Origin of the sequence: Listeria fleischmannii subsp. fleischmannii LU2006-1 (assembly GCF_000344175.1) — a bacterium.
Lineage (GTDB): Bacteria > Bacillota > Bacilli > Lactobacillales > Listeriaceae > Listeria > Listeria fleischmannii.
Genome location: NZ_ALWW01000024.1, coordinates 1 through 17,223, shown reverse-complemented (window position 1 = coordinate 17,223; position 17,223 = coordinate 1). Strand labels below are relative to the sequence as shown.

14 protein-coding genes, 5 tRNA genes and 2 pseudogenes are annotated in these 17,223 nt (G+C 38.0%); 10 read left to right on the top strand and 11 right to left on the bottom strand.

Annotated elements, in window-relative coordinates:
* Positions 1–45: 45 nt before the first annotated feature.
* The 3 genes and pseudogenes from LFLEISCH_RS08455 to LFLEISCH_RS08445 all read right to left on the bottom strand — a co-directional run bounded on the left by LFLEISCH_RS08455 (position 46) and on the right by LFLEISCH_RS08445 (position 3,684).
* Entirely contained in the window at positions 46–1,017 is a 972-nt protein-coding gene (locus LFLEISCH_RS08455) for a LacI family DNA-binding transcriptional regulator (RefSeq protein ID WP_007475446.1), read from the bottom strand.
* A 209-nt stretch (positions 1,018–1,226) separates the two neighbouring features.
* Positions 1,227–1,475 (bottom strand): hypothetical protein, encoded by a 249-nt coding sequence (locus tag LFLEISCH_RS08450; protein ID WP_007475444.1) that lies wholly within the window; start codon positions 1,473–1,475, stop codon positions 1,227–1,229.
* Between the two features lie 378 nt (positions 1,476–1,853).
* Positions 1,854–3,684, bottom strand: a pseudogene (locus LFLEISCH_RS08445) (APC family permease).
* Between the two features lie 262 nt (positions 3,685–3,946).
* Between LFLEISCH_RS08445 and LFLEISCH_RS08440 the strand changes: the two are divergent.
* The 7 genes and pseudogenes from LFLEISCH_RS08440 to LFLEISCH_RS08410 all read left to right on the top strand — a co-directional run bounded on the left by LFLEISCH_RS08440 (position 3,947) and on the right by LFLEISCH_RS08410 (position 6,376).
* Positions 3,947–4,018, top strand: a tRNA-Glu gene (locus LFLEISCH_RS08440).
* A gap of 145 nt (positions 4,019–4,163) precedes the next feature.
* Positions 4,164–4,237, top strand: a tRNA-Thr gene (locus LFLEISCH_RS08435).
* 13 nt (positions 4,238–4,250) lie between these two features.
* Positions 4,251–4,334, top strand: a tRNA-Tyr gene (locus LFLEISCH_RS08430).
* A gap of 4 nt (positions 4,335–4,338) precedes the next feature.
* Positions 4,339–4,413: transfer RNA gene (locus LFLEISCH_RS08425), tRNA-Gln, on the top strand.
* 5 nt (positions 4,414–4,418) lie between these two features.
* Positions 4,419–4,491, top strand: a tRNA-Lys gene (locus LFLEISCH_RS08420).
* A gap of 68 nt (positions 4,492–4,559) precedes the next feature.
* Entirely contained in the window at positions 4,560–5,219 is a 660-nt protein-coding gene (locus LFLEISCH_RS08415) for a phosphatase PAP2 family protein (RefSeq protein ID WP_007475442.1), read from the top strand.
* Positions 5,220–5,292: 73 nt separating this feature from the next.
* Positions 5,293–6,376: pseudogene (locus tag LFLEISCH_RS08410) on the top strand (FAD:protein FMN transferase).
* Between the two features lie 27 nt (positions 6,377–6,403).
* Here the strand turns inward: LFLEISCH_RS08410 and LFLEISCH_RS08405 are convergent.
* The gene (locus tag LFLEISCH_RS08405; RefSeq protein WP_007475440.1) at positions 6,404–7,042 is read right to left on the bottom strand and encodes a GntR family transcriptional regulator; all 639 of its coding nucleotides are present in this window, start codon (positions 7,040–7,042) and stop codon (positions 6,404–6,406) included.
* A gap of 195 nt (positions 7,043–7,237) precedes the next feature.
* Here LFLEISCH_RS08405 and LFLEISCH_RS08400 point away from each other — a divergent pair, with 195 nt between their 5' ends.
* Genes LFLEISCH_RS08400 through LFLEISCH_RS08390 form a run of 3 tightly spaced genes read left to right on the top strand, consistent with a single transcriptional unit; the run spans position 7,238 to position 9,862 of the window.
* The gene (locus LFLEISCH_RS08400; RefSeq protein ID WP_007475438.1) at positions 7,238–8,140 is read left to right on the top strand and encodes an ABC transporter ATP-binding protein; all 903 of its coding nucleotides are present in this window, start codon (positions 7,238–7,240) and stop codon (positions 8,138–8,140) included.
* The gene (locus tag LFLEISCH_RS08395; RefSeq protein ID WP_007475436.1) at positions 8,133–9,368 is read left to right on the top strand and encodes an ABC transporter permease; all 1,236 of its coding nucleotides are present in this window, start codon (positions 8,133–8,135) and stop codon (positions 9,366–9,368) included. The genes LFLEISCH_RS08400 and LFLEISCH_RS08395 overlap by 8 nt, the downstream gene beginning before the upstream one ends.
* A gap of 14 nt (positions 9,369–9,382) precedes the next feature.
* On the top strand, positions 9,383–9,862 hold the full coding sequence (locus LFLEISCH_RS08390; protein WP_007475434.1) for a GNAT family N-acetyltransferase: 480 nt from the start codon (positions 9,383–9,385) through the stop codon (positions 9,860–9,862).
* A gap of 246 nt (positions 9,863–10,108) precedes the next feature.
* Here LFLEISCH_RS08390 and LFLEISCH_RS08385 read toward each other — a convergent pair whose 3' ends face one another.
* The 7 genes from LFLEISCH_RS08385 to LFLEISCH_RS08355 form a co-directional block, all read right to left on the bottom strand.
* Positions 10,109–11,077 carry a FecCD family ABC transporter permease gene (locus LFLEISCH_RS08385; RefSeq protein ID WP_007475432.1) on the bottom strand — a complete coding sequence of 323 codons (969 nt, stop codon included), beginning with the start codon at positions 11,075–11,077 and terminating at the stop codon, positions 10,109–10,111.
* Positions 11,074–12,054, bottom strand: a complete 981-nt coding sequence (locus LFLEISCH_RS08380) for a FecCD family ABC transporter permease (protein WP_007475430.1) — start codon at positions 12,052–12,054, stop codon at positions 11,074–11,076. Before LFLEISCH_RS08380 ends, LFLEISCH_RS08385 begins: the two co-directional genes overlap by 4 nt.
* A 15-nt stretch (positions 12,055–12,069) precedes the next feature.
* Positions 12,070–12,984, bottom strand: a complete 915-nt coding sequence (locus LFLEISCH_RS08375) for an iron-hydroxamate ABC transporter substrate-binding protein (protein ID WP_007475428.1) — start codon at positions 12,982–12,984, stop codon at positions 12,070–12,072.
* 1,002 nt (positions 12,985–13,986) lie between these two features.
* Positions 13,987–15,003: a PTS sugar transporter subunit IIC gene (locus LFLEISCH_RS08370; RefSeq protein ID WP_007475427.1), complete on the bottom strand. Its 1,017-nt coding sequence runs from the start codon at positions 15,001–15,003 to the stop codon at positions 13,987–13,989.
* Between the two features lie 93 nt (positions 15,004–15,096).
* Positions 15,097–16,239, bottom strand: coding sequence for a mannitol-1-phosphate 5-dehydrogenase (locus tag LFLEISCH_RS08365; RefSeq protein WP_007475424.1), 1,143 nt, complete (start codon positions 16,237–16,239; stop codon positions 15,097–15,099).
* Positions 16,240–16,263: 24 nt separating this feature from the next.
* Entirely contained in the window at positions 16,264–16,671 is a 408-nt protein-coding gene (locus LFLEISCH_RS08360) for a PTS mannitol transporter subunit IIA (protein WP_007475422.1), read from the bottom strand.
* A gap of 116 nt (positions 16,672–16,787) precedes the next feature.
* Complete coding sequence (locus LFLEISCH_RS08355; RefSeq protein ID WP_040504812.1) at positions 16,788–17,138, bottom strand: PTS sugar transporter subunit IIA; 351 nt, start codon at positions 17,136–17,138, stop codon at positions 16,788–16,790.
* Positions 17,139–17,223: the final 85 nt, after the last annotated feature.

Genomic DNA, 17,223 nt, shown 5'->3' with positions numbered 1-17,223 from the left:
CGATAACAAAAAAACAGCCCCCCTAAAAAGGAAGCTGTCCACAATTTAAAAACTTGTATCAATTCCAGTTGTTGAGCCGCGTACAATTAATTCTGGCTCAAACAAAATATTATCTTGCGAGGCACCAGCATCATTTATTTTTCGCAAAAGCATTCTAGCAAGCTCTTCCCCCATTTCAATAACAGGCGAACGAACGGTTGTAATATGCGGCGAAGAAATCCGGTCTAAAAAAACACCATCAAATCCCGTTACAGCAAAGTTTTCCCCAAATTTACGGCCAAAGCTCAGCCCCGCTCGCACAACACCAATCGCAATCCGGTCCGAAGCACACACAAAAGCGATATCTTCTGAATTATACCGTAACAACTCAATCCCTTTTTGTTCCGCAACACGAGAGCTATTTTTTAAGAAATAGGATTCAGGCGAGAGCCCATGCCGCCTCATCATTTCTTCATACCCCGCCAAACGAGAAATCATAAATTGTTCCTCTAATAGATCAATTCCTAAAAACACAATACGTTTAAACCCGCGTTTTATTACATGTTCTGTTGCAATCTCCGTGCCTTTTTTATTATTCACATCAATAAAGTCATAACCGCGTGTATTTTCGCCATATAAAATAACGGGTTTTTCAATGTCTAAAACACCGATTTCGAAATCTTCATCACGTATTCCTGTAACAATAAGACCATCATAGGAACCGATATTTTTAGATTTTCTAGTTACAAGTTGTAGAGAATAATAATGTTTATCTAATTCGCGGCTAATTCCCGTTAATAAATTCATATAATAAGGTTCAACCGTATCAATTTCTTCTAAGATTAAAAATTTTATTACTTGCGTTCGATTTTGTACAAGTGCTCTTGCTGCAAAATTAGGTACATAATCAAGTTCTTTCATTGCTTTAAACACAAGTTCCTTAAGTTCATCAGATACTTGATCAGGATGGTTGATAACACGCGAAACTGTCATTTTTGAGACATTCGCTTTTTTTGCGACATCTGCTAATGTGGCCATCAAAATCCCCTTTCACTTCAAATCTTATACTTTTAATTGTATCATTTTTTCTTTCGAGAACAAGGGCGTCCGTAAAATAAAAATAGACAACAAGCACTTTGCAAATTGAGAATGAAAGTTTTACCGATTGGTAAGAGAACTTTCATTCTCAATTTACTGTTGCTTGTTGTCTGAATAATTTTTATGATTCAATCCATTATCTGACTAAATTATGCTTTGTTATACTGTGTACCCATCTTTTTTTTCGGAGACTCTTTAGCACGATATGTACGAATGTTCCCCGTAATCAATTTAACAAGTTGATGGGCTGTTCCAATGATTATCCCAGTTATACACGAAATGAGTGTCACAATAAAAAAGTTTAATAACGGGGAAGCTACGCTATTCATAGCCGCTATTCCGAGAATAAAAATAATACAAGCTGGTAATAAAAAATACCGTATATCTTGCTCCGACATTAAACGCACCCCTTACTTTCCTTTCTTTGTGAAAATCTCTCGCTTACAAGACAAGTATACTCCGATAAACCTCATATTTCAAGCCTTTTTCAAAACGTCACAAATTTGTCAAGTTTGAAGGTTTTATTAAAAAAAATACCCACTCAAACTTATTTTTTTGTTTATTTTTTATTTCATAACAGTGAAAAAATAATTGACAAAATGAGTAATTTTAAATTTTTACTTACCTATCCTAAAATAAAACACTCTTTTCAATTAACGAAAAGAGTGTTTTTCAATGTTTTTATGACATAAAATATCATTTTCTACTTTTTACATCAAATGAAAATCTTGCTATGCTTGACCTATTCCACAACATTTTCTTTCCCCCGAAGAAAACTATTCCTTTAAATGATACGGATAGGTTGCCACTACTACATCGCGTTTCATCATGAGCCTAGTGCGTATCATTAAGCTAGTCTGGTTGTGAAGTATGTTCTCCCAGCCTTTTTTAGGAATAAACTGCGGAATGAGCACAGTTAATGAATAGTTGTCTTGATCTGCTTTTTGCTTTGCAGTATCAATAAATTTCATAAGCGGTTCAGAGATAGACCTGTAAGTAGAATAGAGATGAGCAATTCTTACTTCTGGATGAACTCTATTCCATCTTTCAACAAACTCCTTCCCTTGTTCACGGTCTACTGAAACATGGACCGCTATAACTGTGTCACCAATTGACTTAGCATACTTTAGAGCACCTTCTACAACTTTGGTCGTGTCAGAAACGGCTACAATAACTGCATTCCCTTTGAAGTCGGGAACATCTAAATCCATTGTTTCATCGACCCTTAATTGTGGACCAAGTTTGACATAATGGCTTCTTGTCCTATGGAATACATAAATCATAATCGGTAGGAAGATAAAAACAGGCCATACAGATTCAATACGTGTTAAAAAGAGAACAATTAATACTGTGAAAGAAATAATCGCACCTAATAAATTCGCGGCTAATTTTTTCTTCCATCCTTCTGATCTTTCTCTCCACCATTTTATAATCATACCTGATTGAGATAAGGTAAATGGAATAAACACCCCTACAGAATATAATGGCACTAGTAACTCTGTTTTACCTTTAAATAAAATAATAAGCACAATCGAACCAATGGCTAGTGTTATAATGCCATTTGAATAACCTAGACGGTCACCTCTAGCTAAATACATTCGCGGCATATATTTATCTTTAGCTAAATTAAAAGCTAGTAAAGGGAAGGCCGAAAAACCTGTGTTGGCTGCTAGTACTAAAATCAGTGCTGTTGTAGCCTGAATAAAATAAAACATAAAATTACGACCAAAGACATTTTCTGCAATTTGCGATAATACGGTTACCTTGAGTTCTGGTACAGTTCCGTACATAAAAGCTAGAACGGTAATCCCTAAAAAGAAAAACCCTAATAAAGAAGCCATAATCGTTAACGTTTTAGCGGCATTTTTGGCTTGAGGTTTTTTTAAAAAGTGGCACAGCATTTGAAATCGCTTCGACACCTGTTAAAGAAGCAGAGCCAGATGCAAATGCGCGTAGCAATAGGAACACTGTCACACCTTGAACGTGCGTCCCAACTGAAGCTGTTTCATGGGTAGCATCTATTCCAAGCATTAATTTAATTAAGCCGGTAAAAATAAGCACAATAATAGAGAAAACAAATAGATACACCGGAATAGCTAATATGCTAGCGGATTCTGTAATACCTCGTAAATTAATTATGGTCACGCCAATAACAAGTACAACTGCAATAGGAACAGCAAATGGAAATAAAGATGGTATTGCTGAAATGATGGCATCTGTCCCAGAGGAAACACTAACTGCAACCGTGAGCATGTAGTCAACTAAAAGCGAACCACCCGCTACAAGACCGGCATTTTTCCCTAAATTTTCTCTTGAAACTACATAAGCCCCACCACCATGTGGATAAGAATAAATAATTTGTTTATAAGATAGATTAAGTGCAAATAACAATATTAAGACGCATAGTGCGATTGGAAGTGAGTACCACATTGCAGCAGCACTTACCGTGACAAGAACAAGTAAAATTTGTTCTGTTCCATAAGCAATCGATGATAAGGCATCTGATGAAAGAACAGCAAGTGCCTTTAATTTCCCTAGTTTTTGCTCCCCAGCTTCAGTACTTTTAAGCGGTCGGCCAATTAATAATCTTTTAAGAGGCGAAGCCATGATATTCCCTACCTTTTTATTTAAATTTAAATGATATAAAAAACAATATGACAAATTATAGCACAGCTCGTCAAGCTTGTAACGTTATTTTTTATCTACGGAAAATAAGTGCGAAAATAACCCTTGATTTTAACACTATATACCCTTTTTTCTCAAACAAAATCAAAATTATTTTCAGAAAAATAAAACTTTAATTTAGGTATTTACAAATTTGGTAGATGTTTATATAATAGATTTTGGCTGTAAAATTACTTTTCACTACGGCCCGTTGGTCAAGCGGTTAAGACACCGCCCTTTCACGGCGGTAACACGGGTTCGAATCCCGTACGGGTCATTCTCATAATGTGGTATCATAAAGCTGGCATTATGGGTCAAAATAGTTTATTATAATGAAGTAACTTTTGATTGAAGTTGTTTGACATCTGATATTTAAAGAGACGGATTGTATATAGATTGCCTCTACTTTCAGATGTGCTTGTGCCGACTTAGCTCAATCTGGTAGAGCAACTGAATCGTAATCAGTAGGTTGCGGGTTCAATTCCTGCAGTCGGCATTTATTAATATTTGGAGGAGTAGCGAAGTGGCTAAACGCGACGGACTGTAAATCCGTTCCTTAGGGTTCAGTGGTTCGAATCCACTCTCCTCCACCAGTATTGGGCTATAGCCAAGCGGTAAGGCAACGGATTTTGATTCCGTCATGCGCTGGTTCGAATCCAGCTAGCCCAGCCATTTTTGAGCCATTAGCTCAGTTGGTAGAGCATCTGACTTTTAATCAGAGGGTCGATGGTTCGAGCCCATCATGGCTCATCAAATTGAGGATGAAAGATTTTTCTTTCATCCTTTTTTCTTACTATAAAATAATGAGGTGGATGTTTATGGCTAACTCAGGCGGGCAAAAGTATTTATTACTTATTATTAGTTTGGTTTCTTATTTACTCTTTCTTTTTTTATGGATTGGTGTTAGTTTTCACCTTTCTTTTATTACGCAAATAGATGACACATTGATTCCTCTCCTTCAGGGTGGGGTGACGGATTCTAAGACGCTATTTTTTACAATTTTAACACAACTTGGCGGGACGATAGCGATGATTTTATTTTCGCTGATTACGGTTATCATTGTGTGGCGCAAATTAGGCGTTAGGCTTGCGATTTGGGCTGGTGCTACCTTTTTTACTGGCGAACTTTTGATTCCTCAAATTTTCAAACATATTACTTTAAGACAGCGGCCAGATGATCCCCTTATTCCCATTTCTGGTTACAGTTTTCCAAGCGGACACGCCGCAGGCTCCACGACATTTTATGGTTTTTTGGCTATTTTACTTCTTCTTTTTTATTTAAAGAAAAAAAGCAGTAAAGTGGTTGTGCCGATTTTGTTTGCTCTTTTTATCTTACTTATTATGATTTCTCGCGTTTACTTGTCCGTGCATTATCCAAGTGATGTTATTGCTGGTTGTTTAGTTGGAATCGGGACCATTACACTTTCTGCTTTTATTTATGAACATGGGTTTTTTCGGCTAAAAAATCGCAGACTATAGTTCACTAGCCTTATTGACTTAGTGAGCCCAACAAGTTACATTTATAGCGTAAGAAAAAATTCGAGGTGACATAATGAAAAAAAGTAAACTCCTTATTAGTATAGCAGCTTGCTCAGTTCTTCTCTTGTCAGCATGTGGCGAAAATTCACAGGCGACGAAAAACGAAACAAGCCAAACTGAGCGTGATTTAGCATCAAGTCCGTATACGAAAACTGAATTTTTGATGGGGACTGTTGTAACCCTCAAAATTTATGATAAGGGAAAAGAGGACGTTTTAGATAAAGGATTCGACCGTGTGCGTGAACTAGCTGATAAAATTGACGTCAATGATGAACAAAAGAGGACATCCGAAATTGATAACGTCAATGCGAAAAGCGGCATTGCTCCGGTTAAAGTTGATGATGATATTTTTTATCTTGTCAAAGAAGGTATTAAATATAGTAAACAAACAGGCGGGACAAAAGATATTACAATTGGACCGATTACGTCACTGTGGCATATTGGTTTTCCAGATGCGAGAAAACCTTCTCAAAATGAAATTGATGAACGTTTGCCACTTATCAATTATAAAAACGTTGAATTAGATGAACAAAATAAAACCATTTATTTAGAAAAAAAAAGGGATGGAACTTGATTTAGGTGGTATCGCAAAGGGCTTTATCGCTGATGAGGTTGGTAAAGTATTTAAGGAAAATGGTGTGACTACTTCTATTATTGATTTAGGTGGTAATATTTTACTTCAAGGTGAAAGTCCAAAAGGCGGCGATTGGAACGTGGGTATCCAAGACCCCTTCTCTCCGCGCAATACGATTCTTGGAAAATTACCTGAACAAGATAAATCTATCGTAACCTCAGGCATTTATGAACGGTACTTGGAAGTAGATGGCAAAAAATACCATCATTTATTTGATCCGAAAACAGGTTATCCGTTTGATAATGATATTGCTGGTGTTTCTATTATTAGTAAAAAATCAATTACAGGAGACGGCCTTTCTTCCGCTGCTTTTTCAAAAGGCATTCAAGAAGGACTCCAATTTATTGAATCACATAAAGGCGTAGAAGCTATCTTTGTAAGCAAAGATAAAAAAGTCTATATTACTTCTGGTTTAAAAGGAAAATTCGAATTAACGAGCGATGAATTTAAGATGGGTAATTAAAAGAGGAGACCGCGTGCGGTCTCCTCTTTATGCGTTAAAAAGCAGATTAACATTATGGGTATAAAATTGATTTAAAGTTTGATGACATTTCTCAAATTCGTATTTAATAAGCGAATCTGTTAGTTCACTTAAATAATCGATAACGCCATAAGCGATATGACTAAAAAATGTATCTTCGTTTTCTTTTTCCAGAAAAATTAATGTATCAATTAAATATTTTATATTATTTTCTAAGCTTGGCATTTCTGTGTGCTCAATCATACAGCCATAGAAGTTTTGAATACCAGCTATAAAAGCCTCTAAATTTTGCTCACGTGCGGCTAGTTTGATTTTCGTTAATTCTTGTTTCAAACAATCAAAACAAACTGGAACATCTTTTTCTTCTAATTTTTGAACGGCATAACTTAAATTATAAAATGTCATTTTAATACGTGACATAAAACGAAAATCCGCCTCACTAACGGTATGTACTTTATAGCTATAACTGAGTAACCCAGTCTCAACAAGATTTTCAAGGACTTCTGTCGCAAATGGCCGGCAAACATTAAACCTGCGCGCGATATAGTCTTCTGTAATCTGTTCTTCACGCTCGAACTTATGATTTAAAATATCTTTTTTCATTTCTGCATAAATTTCGTCGGCAACGAAAGTTAATTTATTCCTCATATTACAACCCTCTTTAAAAAGTTTTTAAATAGTTTGAGCTATTCTTATCATATCGAAATCTTATGTGAATATTAAATCAATCTTTTCACTATAAAAGGAAAAAATTAAAAATTTTCACGTGAATTTTAAAAAATCCGTAATTTATTCAGATTTTTTGGTAAAATAGAAGGTATAGATTTAAAAGGAGGAGAATTGATGTCACTAGAATTGCAACACGTCACCAAACAATTTGGCGCTAAAACCGCAGTGGATGACCTTTCATTTAAAATTGAGCCCGGAAAAATTCTCGGTTTAATCGGGCAAAATGGCGCTGGTAAGACCACAACCTTTCGCCTAGTATTACATTTTATAGAAGCAACAAGTGGAGAAATTACGTGGAAAGGCCAGCCCACAACTAAAATCGACCCCAACTTAATTGGCTATTTACCCGAAGAACGTGGCCTCTATCCAAACGTCACAATTGAAGAACAGCTCCTATTTTTCGCAGAGTTAAAAGGGATGTCTAGAAAGCACGTTCTTCCTGAAATCGACCGGTGGCTTGCCCATGCAGAGGTAGTCGGCAAAAAAACAGATCTCGTTAAAACCCTATCCAAAGGAAATCAGCAAAAAATCCAGCTCATCAGCACCGTGCTACATAATCCCAAATTACTTATTTTAGACGAACCCTTTAGCGGCCTTGACCCCGTTAATGCTGAAATTCTTAAAAGCATTGTGTTTGAAATGAGCGCGCGAGGCACAGCGATTATTTTTTCCAGTCATCGCATGGAGAATGTAGAAGAACTGTGCGATTCATTACTCATGCTAAAAAAAGGGAAAACCGTGCTGCGTGGCAATACAGATTCTGTGAAGGAAAGTTTTGGTCATAAACGTATCCGACTAAAATCCCCCTATCAAAAAGCAGAATTACTTGGCTTACCAGGCGTTGTGCAAATTTCCGAAAAACCAGGTGATATTTTGCAGCTTGAATTAGAAAATGAAACCTTTGCCGAACCTATCTTTCAATACGTAACAAAAGATGGTTTTATTCCCATGTTCAGTCTAGAACCGCCAACACTAGAAGAAATTTTCAAATGGAAAGCGGGTGAAGAAAATGAATAAATTTTGGGTGATAACAAGACAAGTCTACAAACGTCGTGTGAAAACAAAATCATTTCTATTTTCATTACTCTTCCCTATTCTAATTGCTGCTTTTATCGTAGGACTTCCGAAAATTATTGATTATTTTGATAGTGGTGATATGACAAAAATCGCGATTTTAAGTGATAATGAAGCCTTTATCGCGCCGTTTGAAAAAGACAAGGATTACTTTCAAGTTAAAACGAACATTCAAACGGAAGAGTCTGCCAAAAAGGCACTTAGCGCTGGCAAATTAGACGGCTACCTCAAAATCACCGATACAGAAGGCCAAATTTCAGCTGTTTATACAACAGAAGAAACAGCCGGTCAAGAAGTCCTCTCACGTATTACAACCGACTTAACGGCTGCCAAGGTGGCCATAAAAGCAGAGGATTATAAAATTACAGAAGCTCAGTTGCAAGATATTACCTCCCCTGTGCCTGTCAAAAACCATGTTGAATCAACTGACCAATTGACGAATAAACAAAAAGAAGTTATGAACGCCGCTATTCTCGTTTTAACCTTGCTTATTTTTATTTTCGTCATGAGCTATGCGAATATTGTCGCATCTGAAATTGCAACAGAAAAAGGAACGCGTATTATGGAAGTCATTTTATCCAGTGTGACAGCGACTACCCATTTGTTAGCTAAATTAACAGCGATTATTTTAATGCTACTCACGCAAATTGGCTTTTATGCAGTGGTTTCAATCAGTGTGATGCTCGCTATGAAAAACACGGACCTTGTAAAGGGCATACTCGATCAATTATCGGCATTCCCACCCTACTATTTAATCCTAAACCTGCTCTTTATTTTGTTTGGCCTGCTCCTTTACATTATTTTGTCGGCTATGGTCGGGTCGATGGTTCCAAATGTTGAAACGGTGGCGCAGTTTATTTATCCGCTTACGATGCTCTCAATTCTCGGCTACTGGGGATCAATTGCAGCGAGCAATGTTCCAGATAATATTCTCGTCATTATAGGTTCATATGTGCCGATGTTTTCACCGATGATGATGCTCGCGCGCATGGACTTATTATCCGTCTCAAACGCAGGTATATTTATCTCGCTCGGTATTTTAATCCTTACAACAGCGCTTGCCTTTTTACTTACACTTAAACTCTATAAAGGAAATGTGCTACTCTATTCGAATGACGGTCTCGTTAAAACACTAAAAAAATCTTTTTCTTATGCTAAAAAATACAATTAGAAGGTGATGCAATTTTGGAAATCAGATACTCGAAAAAAGAAGATGCAAAAGATATGATGACGCTAGAACATTTAGTTTGGACAAAAGGAACCACACCTAGCACCATCCATTTCGACTCCCCCGCCGAATATTTAGCTAAAAACCCTGCCGGTGAAAAAGTCGTGGCTGTTAAAGACGGAGTTGTGGTTGGGATTTTAGGCTATCATTCACCCACTCCTCTAAAATCCAATCAGCATGTTGCCACACTTGATATTGCGGTTCATCCAGATTATCAAAAGCAAGGCATTGCGCAAGAACTTATGGCTTATTTAAAGGAATATGCTAAAAAAGAAGGGTATACGAAATTACAATTGCGTGTGCTTTCTAAAAATGAAAAAGCCATTCGTTTCTATCAGAAAAACGGCTTCCACGAAGAAGGCCGCTTGGAAAAAGAATTTATTTTAGATGGGGAACCTGTAGATGATATCATCATGGCCTTTTTTATAGAAGATTAAAAAAAAAACCAGTCGCAATGAAATGCGACTGGTTTCAGCTTGTAGAAGAACACAAAGTTTACGCAAAACAAAACGACGCACGCCAAAATCAGACTGCTGACAAATGGTGAGATTCTAGACAGGGCCGAGTACCGGAGCGGAGCGTACTCGAGTACGTGAGCACCGGAACGGAAGGTTTAACGACGAAGATTGCCGTTTGTCAGCAGTCTGAAAACCAGTCGCAATGAGATGCGACTGGTTTTTTCCTCATTTTTTAAATAAGAGGTAAATAAAATACGGACTGCCGATAATCGAAACGATAATGCCAGCTGGTAGTTGAAGGGGTTTTGCGATGGTATCTGCAATAAGAAATAATTCCGCCCCTACTAACATGGCGATAGGTAAGAAAAAGCGGTGTTTAGGGCCAACAAGTGACCTCGCGATATGCGGGCCAATTAAACCTAAAAACGTTATCGCTCCTGTTATTGATACGGTTACGGCTGCAAAAACGACGGCAACACCAATAAAAAGAATGCGCCAAATACCTGCCCGCAAGCCTAAATTAATAATGGTATTTTCATCCAAAGTTAAAAGGTCTAATTTGTGCCCGTATAAAAAGACAATCGGCACAAGGAGCAGAAGCATTATAAACATGACCCAGACATACGGCCATTCAACACCCCAAATGGAACCCGACAGCCACTTGGCTAGAAAATCGACTTTCTCTCGGTTCGCCGAGGACATGAGCACAACCATCAAGCCACTCATGGCAAAAGAGAAACCGATTCCGTTTAAAATGAGGTACTGCGGATTATTTCGTGATAAAAGGATGATAAGAAAAGCGGTCACAAGCCCGCCAATGACGCCAGCTAACGGAAGCATCAAATTCACACTTACCGCACTAAATGGCATAAACAAGAAAAAAATGGCTACGCCTACGCCGGCGCCTGAATTGACGCCGATAATGCCTGGATCGGCTAAGTCGTTTTTCATCAGCGTTTGAAGAAGACTCCCCGATAAAACGAGCGCCATACCTCCGAATAAAACGATAAGCAATCTCGGAAGTCGCAGGTCGAATAAAATAAAGTTTTCAAGCATCTCACCTTGCCCAGTTAAAACGGCGAGAACACGCGAAAACGGCAAGGCTTCTGTTCCCACTGTTAAATTAAACAGGGCCGTTAAAAGGAGGATGATAAGACCGGAGAAAAAGAAAAGCATAAAACGTGATTTGTTCATCCTTTTAATCCCCCTCTCACGATGTAAATAAAGAATGGTAAACCGATAACGGACAAAATCGCCACAATTGGAATTTCAAACGGCGGATTTAGCGTACGGCTAAGTGTATCAGCAATAAGTAAAAATAAGGCGCCGACTAAAGCGGACATCGGCAATATGTATTTATAGTTGGCACCTACAATAAAACGGGCAAAATGCGGTACGATTAAACCGACAAATGCAATCTCACCAATTAGTGCGACGGAAGCACCCGTTAAAATAGCGACAAAGAAAAAGAGCAGGAGTCGCGTACGATGAATTGAAATGCCAAGCCCCACAGCCACCTCATCGCTCATAGTTAAAATGCCAATTTGTTTAGAAAAAAATAAGCTTACAACAAGAGCAAGTAAAATGACTGGGGCAATCAAAGCCACTTCATGAAACGTTGTCCCTACAAGTCCACCAGACGTCCACATATTCATTTCTTTTGACGTTTTAAACAGGATGCTAACCGCACTTGCAATCGCTGTTAAAAATGCTGAAACGGCAGCACCCGCCAAAATAATTTTATAGATATTACCTTGTTTGCTAATCGCTAAAACAAATATCGTCCCTGCGGCAGCGCCTAAAAATGAAGCAAGCATTTTTCCGGGGAAAGCAAGGTTTGGCATAAATGCAATGATGAGCGCTAAACTTAAATTTCCGCCAGCAGAAACGCCTAGAATTCCGGGGTCAGCGAGTGGATTTCGTGTCAGAGCTTGCATGATGCTACCTGAAACTCCAAGCGCTGCGCCAATCAGAATTGCCGCGATGTTTCGCGGCAACCTGAGCTCATATAGTGTTGTGATTTCTTTTTGGTTTTGTCCGTGAAAAAAACCGTCAATGAGAAATCCAAATGAATAATGAACGGATCCAAACGATAAAGCAAGACCGAACATAGCTATAAGTAATAAAAACACAAGGACGAATCTGGACCAGATCGGTATTTTAACGGACATGTCAACCCACCTTTTCTATTTTCCTAAAAAGTAATTTTTAAATGTTTTTAATTGGAATTCTAATGTTAGAGCATCATTGAAATAGAATTCATTTGCTTTAACTTGTAATACACGGTTATTTTTAACAGCAGGAATTTCTTTATAGGTAGCCGTATCCATGAAGGAAGCATCTTGACCTTTCGTTTTACTTAATACCATGTAATCCCCTGTATATTTTCCAAGTTCTTCAGGTGAAACGGCATAATATCCTGCTTTTAAGGCAGCATCTTTTACTGTTTGCGGCATTTTAAGACCCATTGCTTGATAAAGAATCTCTGTGCCACGTCCCCAATTATCGCCAAATACATAAAGCTGTTTGTCAAAGTTTTCAGCGACTGAAATCGTCGTATCCGCACCAATTTTATCTTTAATTTCTTTTCCAGCTTCCTCAGCTCGTTTTTCAAAATCATTTGCCCAGTCTGTTGCTTCTTTTTCTTTATTTACAGTTTTACCAATTTCAATATGTTGTTGTAAATAATCATTTTTTCCATATGTAAAAGTAACAAGTGGCGCAATTTTTTTCAATTTATCTTGATTTTTTGAAGTACTCGCTCCAATGATTAGATCTGGCTTTAAAGCAATGATATCTTCTACATTTTCCTCTGAGATAAGTTTAGCATCTTTTAGCCCCTCTTTAAAGTTCGGATTATCCATGCTATACGAATCTGCTCCCACAATTGGAACACCTAGTTGAATTAAATCTCCCGCATAACCAGTTAAGACGACCACGCGTTTTGGATTTTTCGGAACTTTAATCGCCCCATTTTCCGACTGATATGTAATCGTTTTGCTTCCCTCAGATTTAGAATTTGCTTTATCTGAATCACTAGTCCCACATGCCGCAAGCGCAAGTGTAAGAATAACGAGTATACCTAATACTATTTTTTTCATTTCTTTACTCCTTTTTTAATTCATTTGCGAGACTGATAATCATTCTCACTGATATTTATCATAATAGAATTTAATAAGGCTGTCAATCTTTTTTCGGTTTAAAACTAGTACGTAAGGCGCAATTCAATGCCAATTTTTCCCAAAAACTAATCTTTTGGCTTATTTTACTTATAAAGCGTTTACAAATTGGCGAAACGGATATAATATAGTAACAAAAGAAAGAGAGGCGTTGCGAATGAAAGATTTTTTAGTTCATTACGCACACATCGCAAAAAAGTCGCTTCTACGTTAAAATAGTGTGTGTACAAGCTGAATTTTCAGCTTTGTCATATGCCGGTAACGTCTGATGGATGGTTTTTCGAACTTGGATGGCAGGAGGAAGGCGATGGTGAATAGCCGCGACTAAGACCAAAGTTCAAATTCGAAAACGGCTTGAGAAACGGATTTTCGTTACGTCAAGTACTTCGATTTTAATCTTGAAGTAGTTGAATACAGTATCGTATTTAAAAAGATGGCGATATGTTAAGTAGCTACCAAATGATAATTATCATTCGGTCAAAGTCAGGGAACATGTAAATTAACTTTTTTCCCAACTAATTGATGCTAAGTTATTTTCCAATTAGTAAGACTTCACTTCTCTACTTGCATACTCAAAGTCTAACCGTTATCTTTATCTCAAGTGAACATGTTTATACAGAAACATCGGGCAAACCGGCCATCAGGTGAGTGGCAAGACAACTCATCGGTAAAATCCCCTATTACACATGTAATAGGGGATTTTATGACAGCTTGTAGAAAACTCAAAGGTTACGCAAAACAAAACGATTCTCACCAAAATCAGACTGCTGACAAATGGTGAGATTCTAGCAGTGCCGAGTACCGGAGTGGAGCGTACTTGAGTACGTGAGCACCGGAACGGAAGGCTTAACAACGAAGATTGCCGTTTGTCAGCAGTCTGAAATCCCCTATTACACATGTAATAGGGGATTTTATGTTGCCTTCTTATTCTAATTCGATTTTTAAATCGCCCATTTTAAGTTTCTCGTTACGTAATAAAATGGGACGTACAATTAAGGCTACTGCCGCTGGGAAGATGACGGCGACAAGGACAAACGCTAGGAATGTTTCAATTCCGTAATTAGCAATAAGGTAGAGCGGGGCAACAAAGGCGCACAAGCCAATACCGGCAATTTCTGCGGTAGCTTGTAAGTTAAAAACGAGGACGCCAATGGGACCAGCGACTAGGGCTGTTAAAAGGGGGATTAACATGAGGCTTGGCTTTCGAATAATATTCGCCGTTTGTAGTTTTGGCGTAATGATTAGTTGGGCAAAAAAGCCACCCCAATTGTTATCACGAAAACTTAGAATGGCAAAGGAGGCGAATTGAACGCTACAGCCTATTAATGCGGCGGCGCTTGCGGTTGGGTCCAATTGAAGTGCAATGGCTAGTGCAGCGGATGAAGCTGGACTTAAAATTAGCAGACCAAAAACGGCGGCAATCACCATTGAGGAAATAATCGGCGAACCAGACACGAGCGACGTAATAAAACCGCTTGCGGTCACTAAAATAGGCGTCATAATTTTAGCAAAGAGAATGCCTGAAAGCCCTCCTGCTAATAGAGAAACGCCTGGTATAACAATCATGTCAAATTTCGTCTTTCCACTCACGCGCTTCCCAGTCCATACGGCTACAAGAACGGCTAAAATGGCCCCTACTGGCTCACCGCCTGCGATTGCAAAACCACCATTTTCAAGTGCTAAAATACCGCCGCCCCCAATGACTGCAGAGGCAGCAGCACTAATCACAACGAGAGTATTTGCTCTTAAACAAATGGCAATTCCAATTCCTAAACCCGGAATTAACATATTTTTTCCAATTGCTCCAATTTTCACAAGAAAATCGAGACCAACTAAATTTCCGATAGTTTGCAGTAATAATCCCATGCCAAGTGTAACTAAAACGGCGTTTGCAATTCCCATAGATGCCTTGTACGATCGATCGATAAAATATTCTTTCATGTTCCTTACCCCTTTTTCTATAAATTCTTTTCCATTATAAATGGTTTTATAGAAAAAAGCTAACTTTAAGTGTCTTGTCACCTGAATTACATGTTAAACTTGTTCATAATAAGATTCTTTGACACGTTCAAAGAGCATGGAATAAGGTTTTAATCCTGTGTAATTCGAAATGGTTTGCTCGAGCCCTTCTTCTTCAATTGATTTTTGTAACAAGCAGGCTTCTTCATCAGTTGGATTTTTAAAATGAAGGGCAGCTGCAATAGCTTTTGCCAGTGCTTTTGGCGTTTCATTAAACGCTTCAACAAACTGTCTTGCGGGTTGTACAAAACGATCATTCTCCCCTATTTTACGAATTGGCGAACGTCCTACACGGTCGACATAATCAGAAATATTGGGGTTTTTAAACCGATCAATGATTTTATCAATGTATAGTTGATGTTCTTCGTGAGAGAAATTAAATTTTTTCTCAAGGAGAGCACCTGTTTCTTCTAAAGCACTTCTAACTGCAAATAAGATGCGTTCATTATGAATGGCAGATAGAATGGAATCAATCTCGCGCATATAACCAAGATAAGCAGTCACAGCATGTCCTGTATTCACAGTGAATAATTTTCTTTCAATGTACGGGGTTAGGTCATCTACGAAATGAAGGCCTTCAATTTCCGGTAACGCAAAATGAGCTGGTTTTTCGACTACCCATTCAAAAAATGGTTCGACGAGCACTTCTAGCGGATCAATATTCGTTTGATTCGGGACAATACGGTCAACCGCTGCATTTGGGAAGCGAACGTATAAATCGGCGTGTTTTTTTCCTTCAGGAGATAAGTACTTATAGACCTCTTCTTTTAAGAGTTCGGAGCCGCCAATCATATTTTCACAGGCGATGATGAGCAGTGGTTCGTTTGGTCGATTTTCCAGCCCTAACGATATACTTTTCGCAATTTTCGGTAAAATATTAGGCCCAACAGCTGTTGTAACAATTTTCGCTTGACGAATGGCGTCTGTTAATTTTTCAGGTTCTGTTAGACTATTAATCGCATCTACATTTGTTACCATAATTTCTTCTTTTTCGTTTGCGGCGAGTACCACTTTATAGGATTTTCTGGCGTGTAGTTCGTTTGTAATATTTTCATTGACATCTGAAAATATCACATGATAGCCTGCTTGACTTAGGAGTAATCCGATAAATCCGCGACCGATATTTCCAGCTCCAAAATGCACAGCTACTTGATTCATGCAATCTCGCTCCCTTCAAAACATTCAATAATAGCTTTTTCCGTTTTTCGCTTCAACTAATTTTTGCACATTCTCTTCTTCTGAGCATACGATGGCAATATTGGATAATAAATCCATATGTTGCCCGTCAATTCCTGCTATTCCAATAATCACTTTCGCTTCATTCCCATCAAAAGACACACCTTCTGGCACTTGTAACAGTACAATGCCTGATTTTTTTATCGCCTTCTTGGAATCGTCAGTCCCGTGTGGAATAGCGACCATATTTCCAATAAACGTAGATGTTAAGGCATCTCGCTTAATCATGGATTCAATATAACTTTCTTCTACATATCCTTGTTCCAAAAGTAGGTTTCCTGCTGCACGAATTGCTTCTTCTTTTGTTCCAAACGTTTGGTTTAGACGAACATCACTATTTGTTAATTCAACCATTTTGTAAACCTCCATTTATTTTCCTTCATCTAAGAAATAATTTAATTTTTGAATGACAAATTGTGTCATCCGCTTTGTATCACGTGATTCAAAAAGACGAATCGTTTCCTCGCTTTTCAATTAAAAGGCTTGCTAATGTAACTTAACACTTCTAATCCTTGTGGTGACAACTTTTCAGGGGCAAGTAGCACAATAAATGTTTCGACTTCCACGTCCATCCCGTTCATTCCAGCACATTCACTTTCCCTTTTAAYCGGGAAAATTTGAAAAAGCGGTTTTGATATATGCTCATTACGTGCATGAAATAGCGCCATTTTCAGTCCCCACTTATCCCCAAACCCACCCCATTTTTCGCGTGATAAAAGAGATTTTCTAAGGGCCTCGACTTGAAAGTCCTGATCTTTTTCCATAATTCGCATTAAAATCGCACGAATCATATCTTCTAAACTTGGTGTGACTTCTTCCATCACCATGACTTGAAAGTTTTTTTAATAACTTATCTAAAATATTTTATTGTTATATCATTTTTATTTTTACTTACGTGAACGGTTC

What these genes read in the sequence shown, in the direction of transcription:
- LFLEISCH_RS08455 (WP_007475446.1), bottom strand. Translation starts at nt 1,017, where the DNA reads ATGGCCACATTAGCAGATGTCGCAAAAAAAGCGAATGTCTCAAAAATG.
- LFLEISCH_RS08450 (WP_007475444.1), bottom strand. Translation starts at nt 1,475, where the DNA reads ATGTCGGAGCAAGATATACGGTATTTTTTATTACCAGCTTGTATTATT.
- LFLEISCH_RS08415 (WP_007475442.1), top strand. Translation starts at nt 4,560, where the DNA reads ATGGCTAACTCAGGCGGGCAAAAGTATTTATTACTTATTATTAGTTTG.
- LFLEISCH_RS08405 (WP_007475440.1), bottom strand. Translation starts at nt 7,042, where the DNA reads ATGAGGAATAAATTAACTTTCGTTGCCGACGAAATTTATGCAGAAATG.
- LFLEISCH_RS08400 (WP_007475438.1), top strand. Translation starts at nt 7,238, where the DNA reads ATGTCACTAGAATTGCAACACGTCACCAAACAATTTGGCGCTAAAACC.
- LFLEISCH_RS08395 (WP_007475436.1), top strand. Translation starts at nt 8,133, where the DNA reads ATGAATAAATTTTGGGTGATAACAAGACAAGTCTACAAACGTCGTGTG.
- LFLEISCH_RS08385 (WP_007475432.1), bottom strand. Translation starts at nt 11,077, where the DNA reads ATGAACAAATCACGTTTTATGCTTTTCTTTTTCTCCGGTCTTATCATC.
- LFLEISCH_RS08380 (WP_007475430.1), bottom strand. Translation starts at nt 12,054, where the DNA reads ATGTCCGTTAAAATACCGATCTGGTCCAGATTCGTCCTTGTGTTTTTA.
- LFLEISCH_RS08375 (WP_007475428.1), bottom strand. Translation starts at nt 12,984, where the DNA reads ATGAAAAAAATAGTATTAGGTATACTCGTTATTCTTACACTTGCGCTT.
- LFLEISCH_RS08370 (WP_007475427.1), bottom strand. Translation starts at nt 15,003, where the DNA reads ATGAAAGAATATTTTATCGATCGATCGTACAAGGCATCTATGGGAATT.
- LFLEISCH_RS08365 (WP_007475424.1), bottom strand. Translation starts at nt 16,239, where the DNA reads ATGAATCAAGTAGCTGTGCATTTTGGAGCTGGAAATATCGGTCGCGGA.
- LFLEISCH_RS08360 (WP_007475422.1), bottom strand. Translation starts at nt 16,671, where the DNA reads ATGGTTGAATTAACAAATAGTGATGTTCGTCTAAACCAAACGTTTGGA.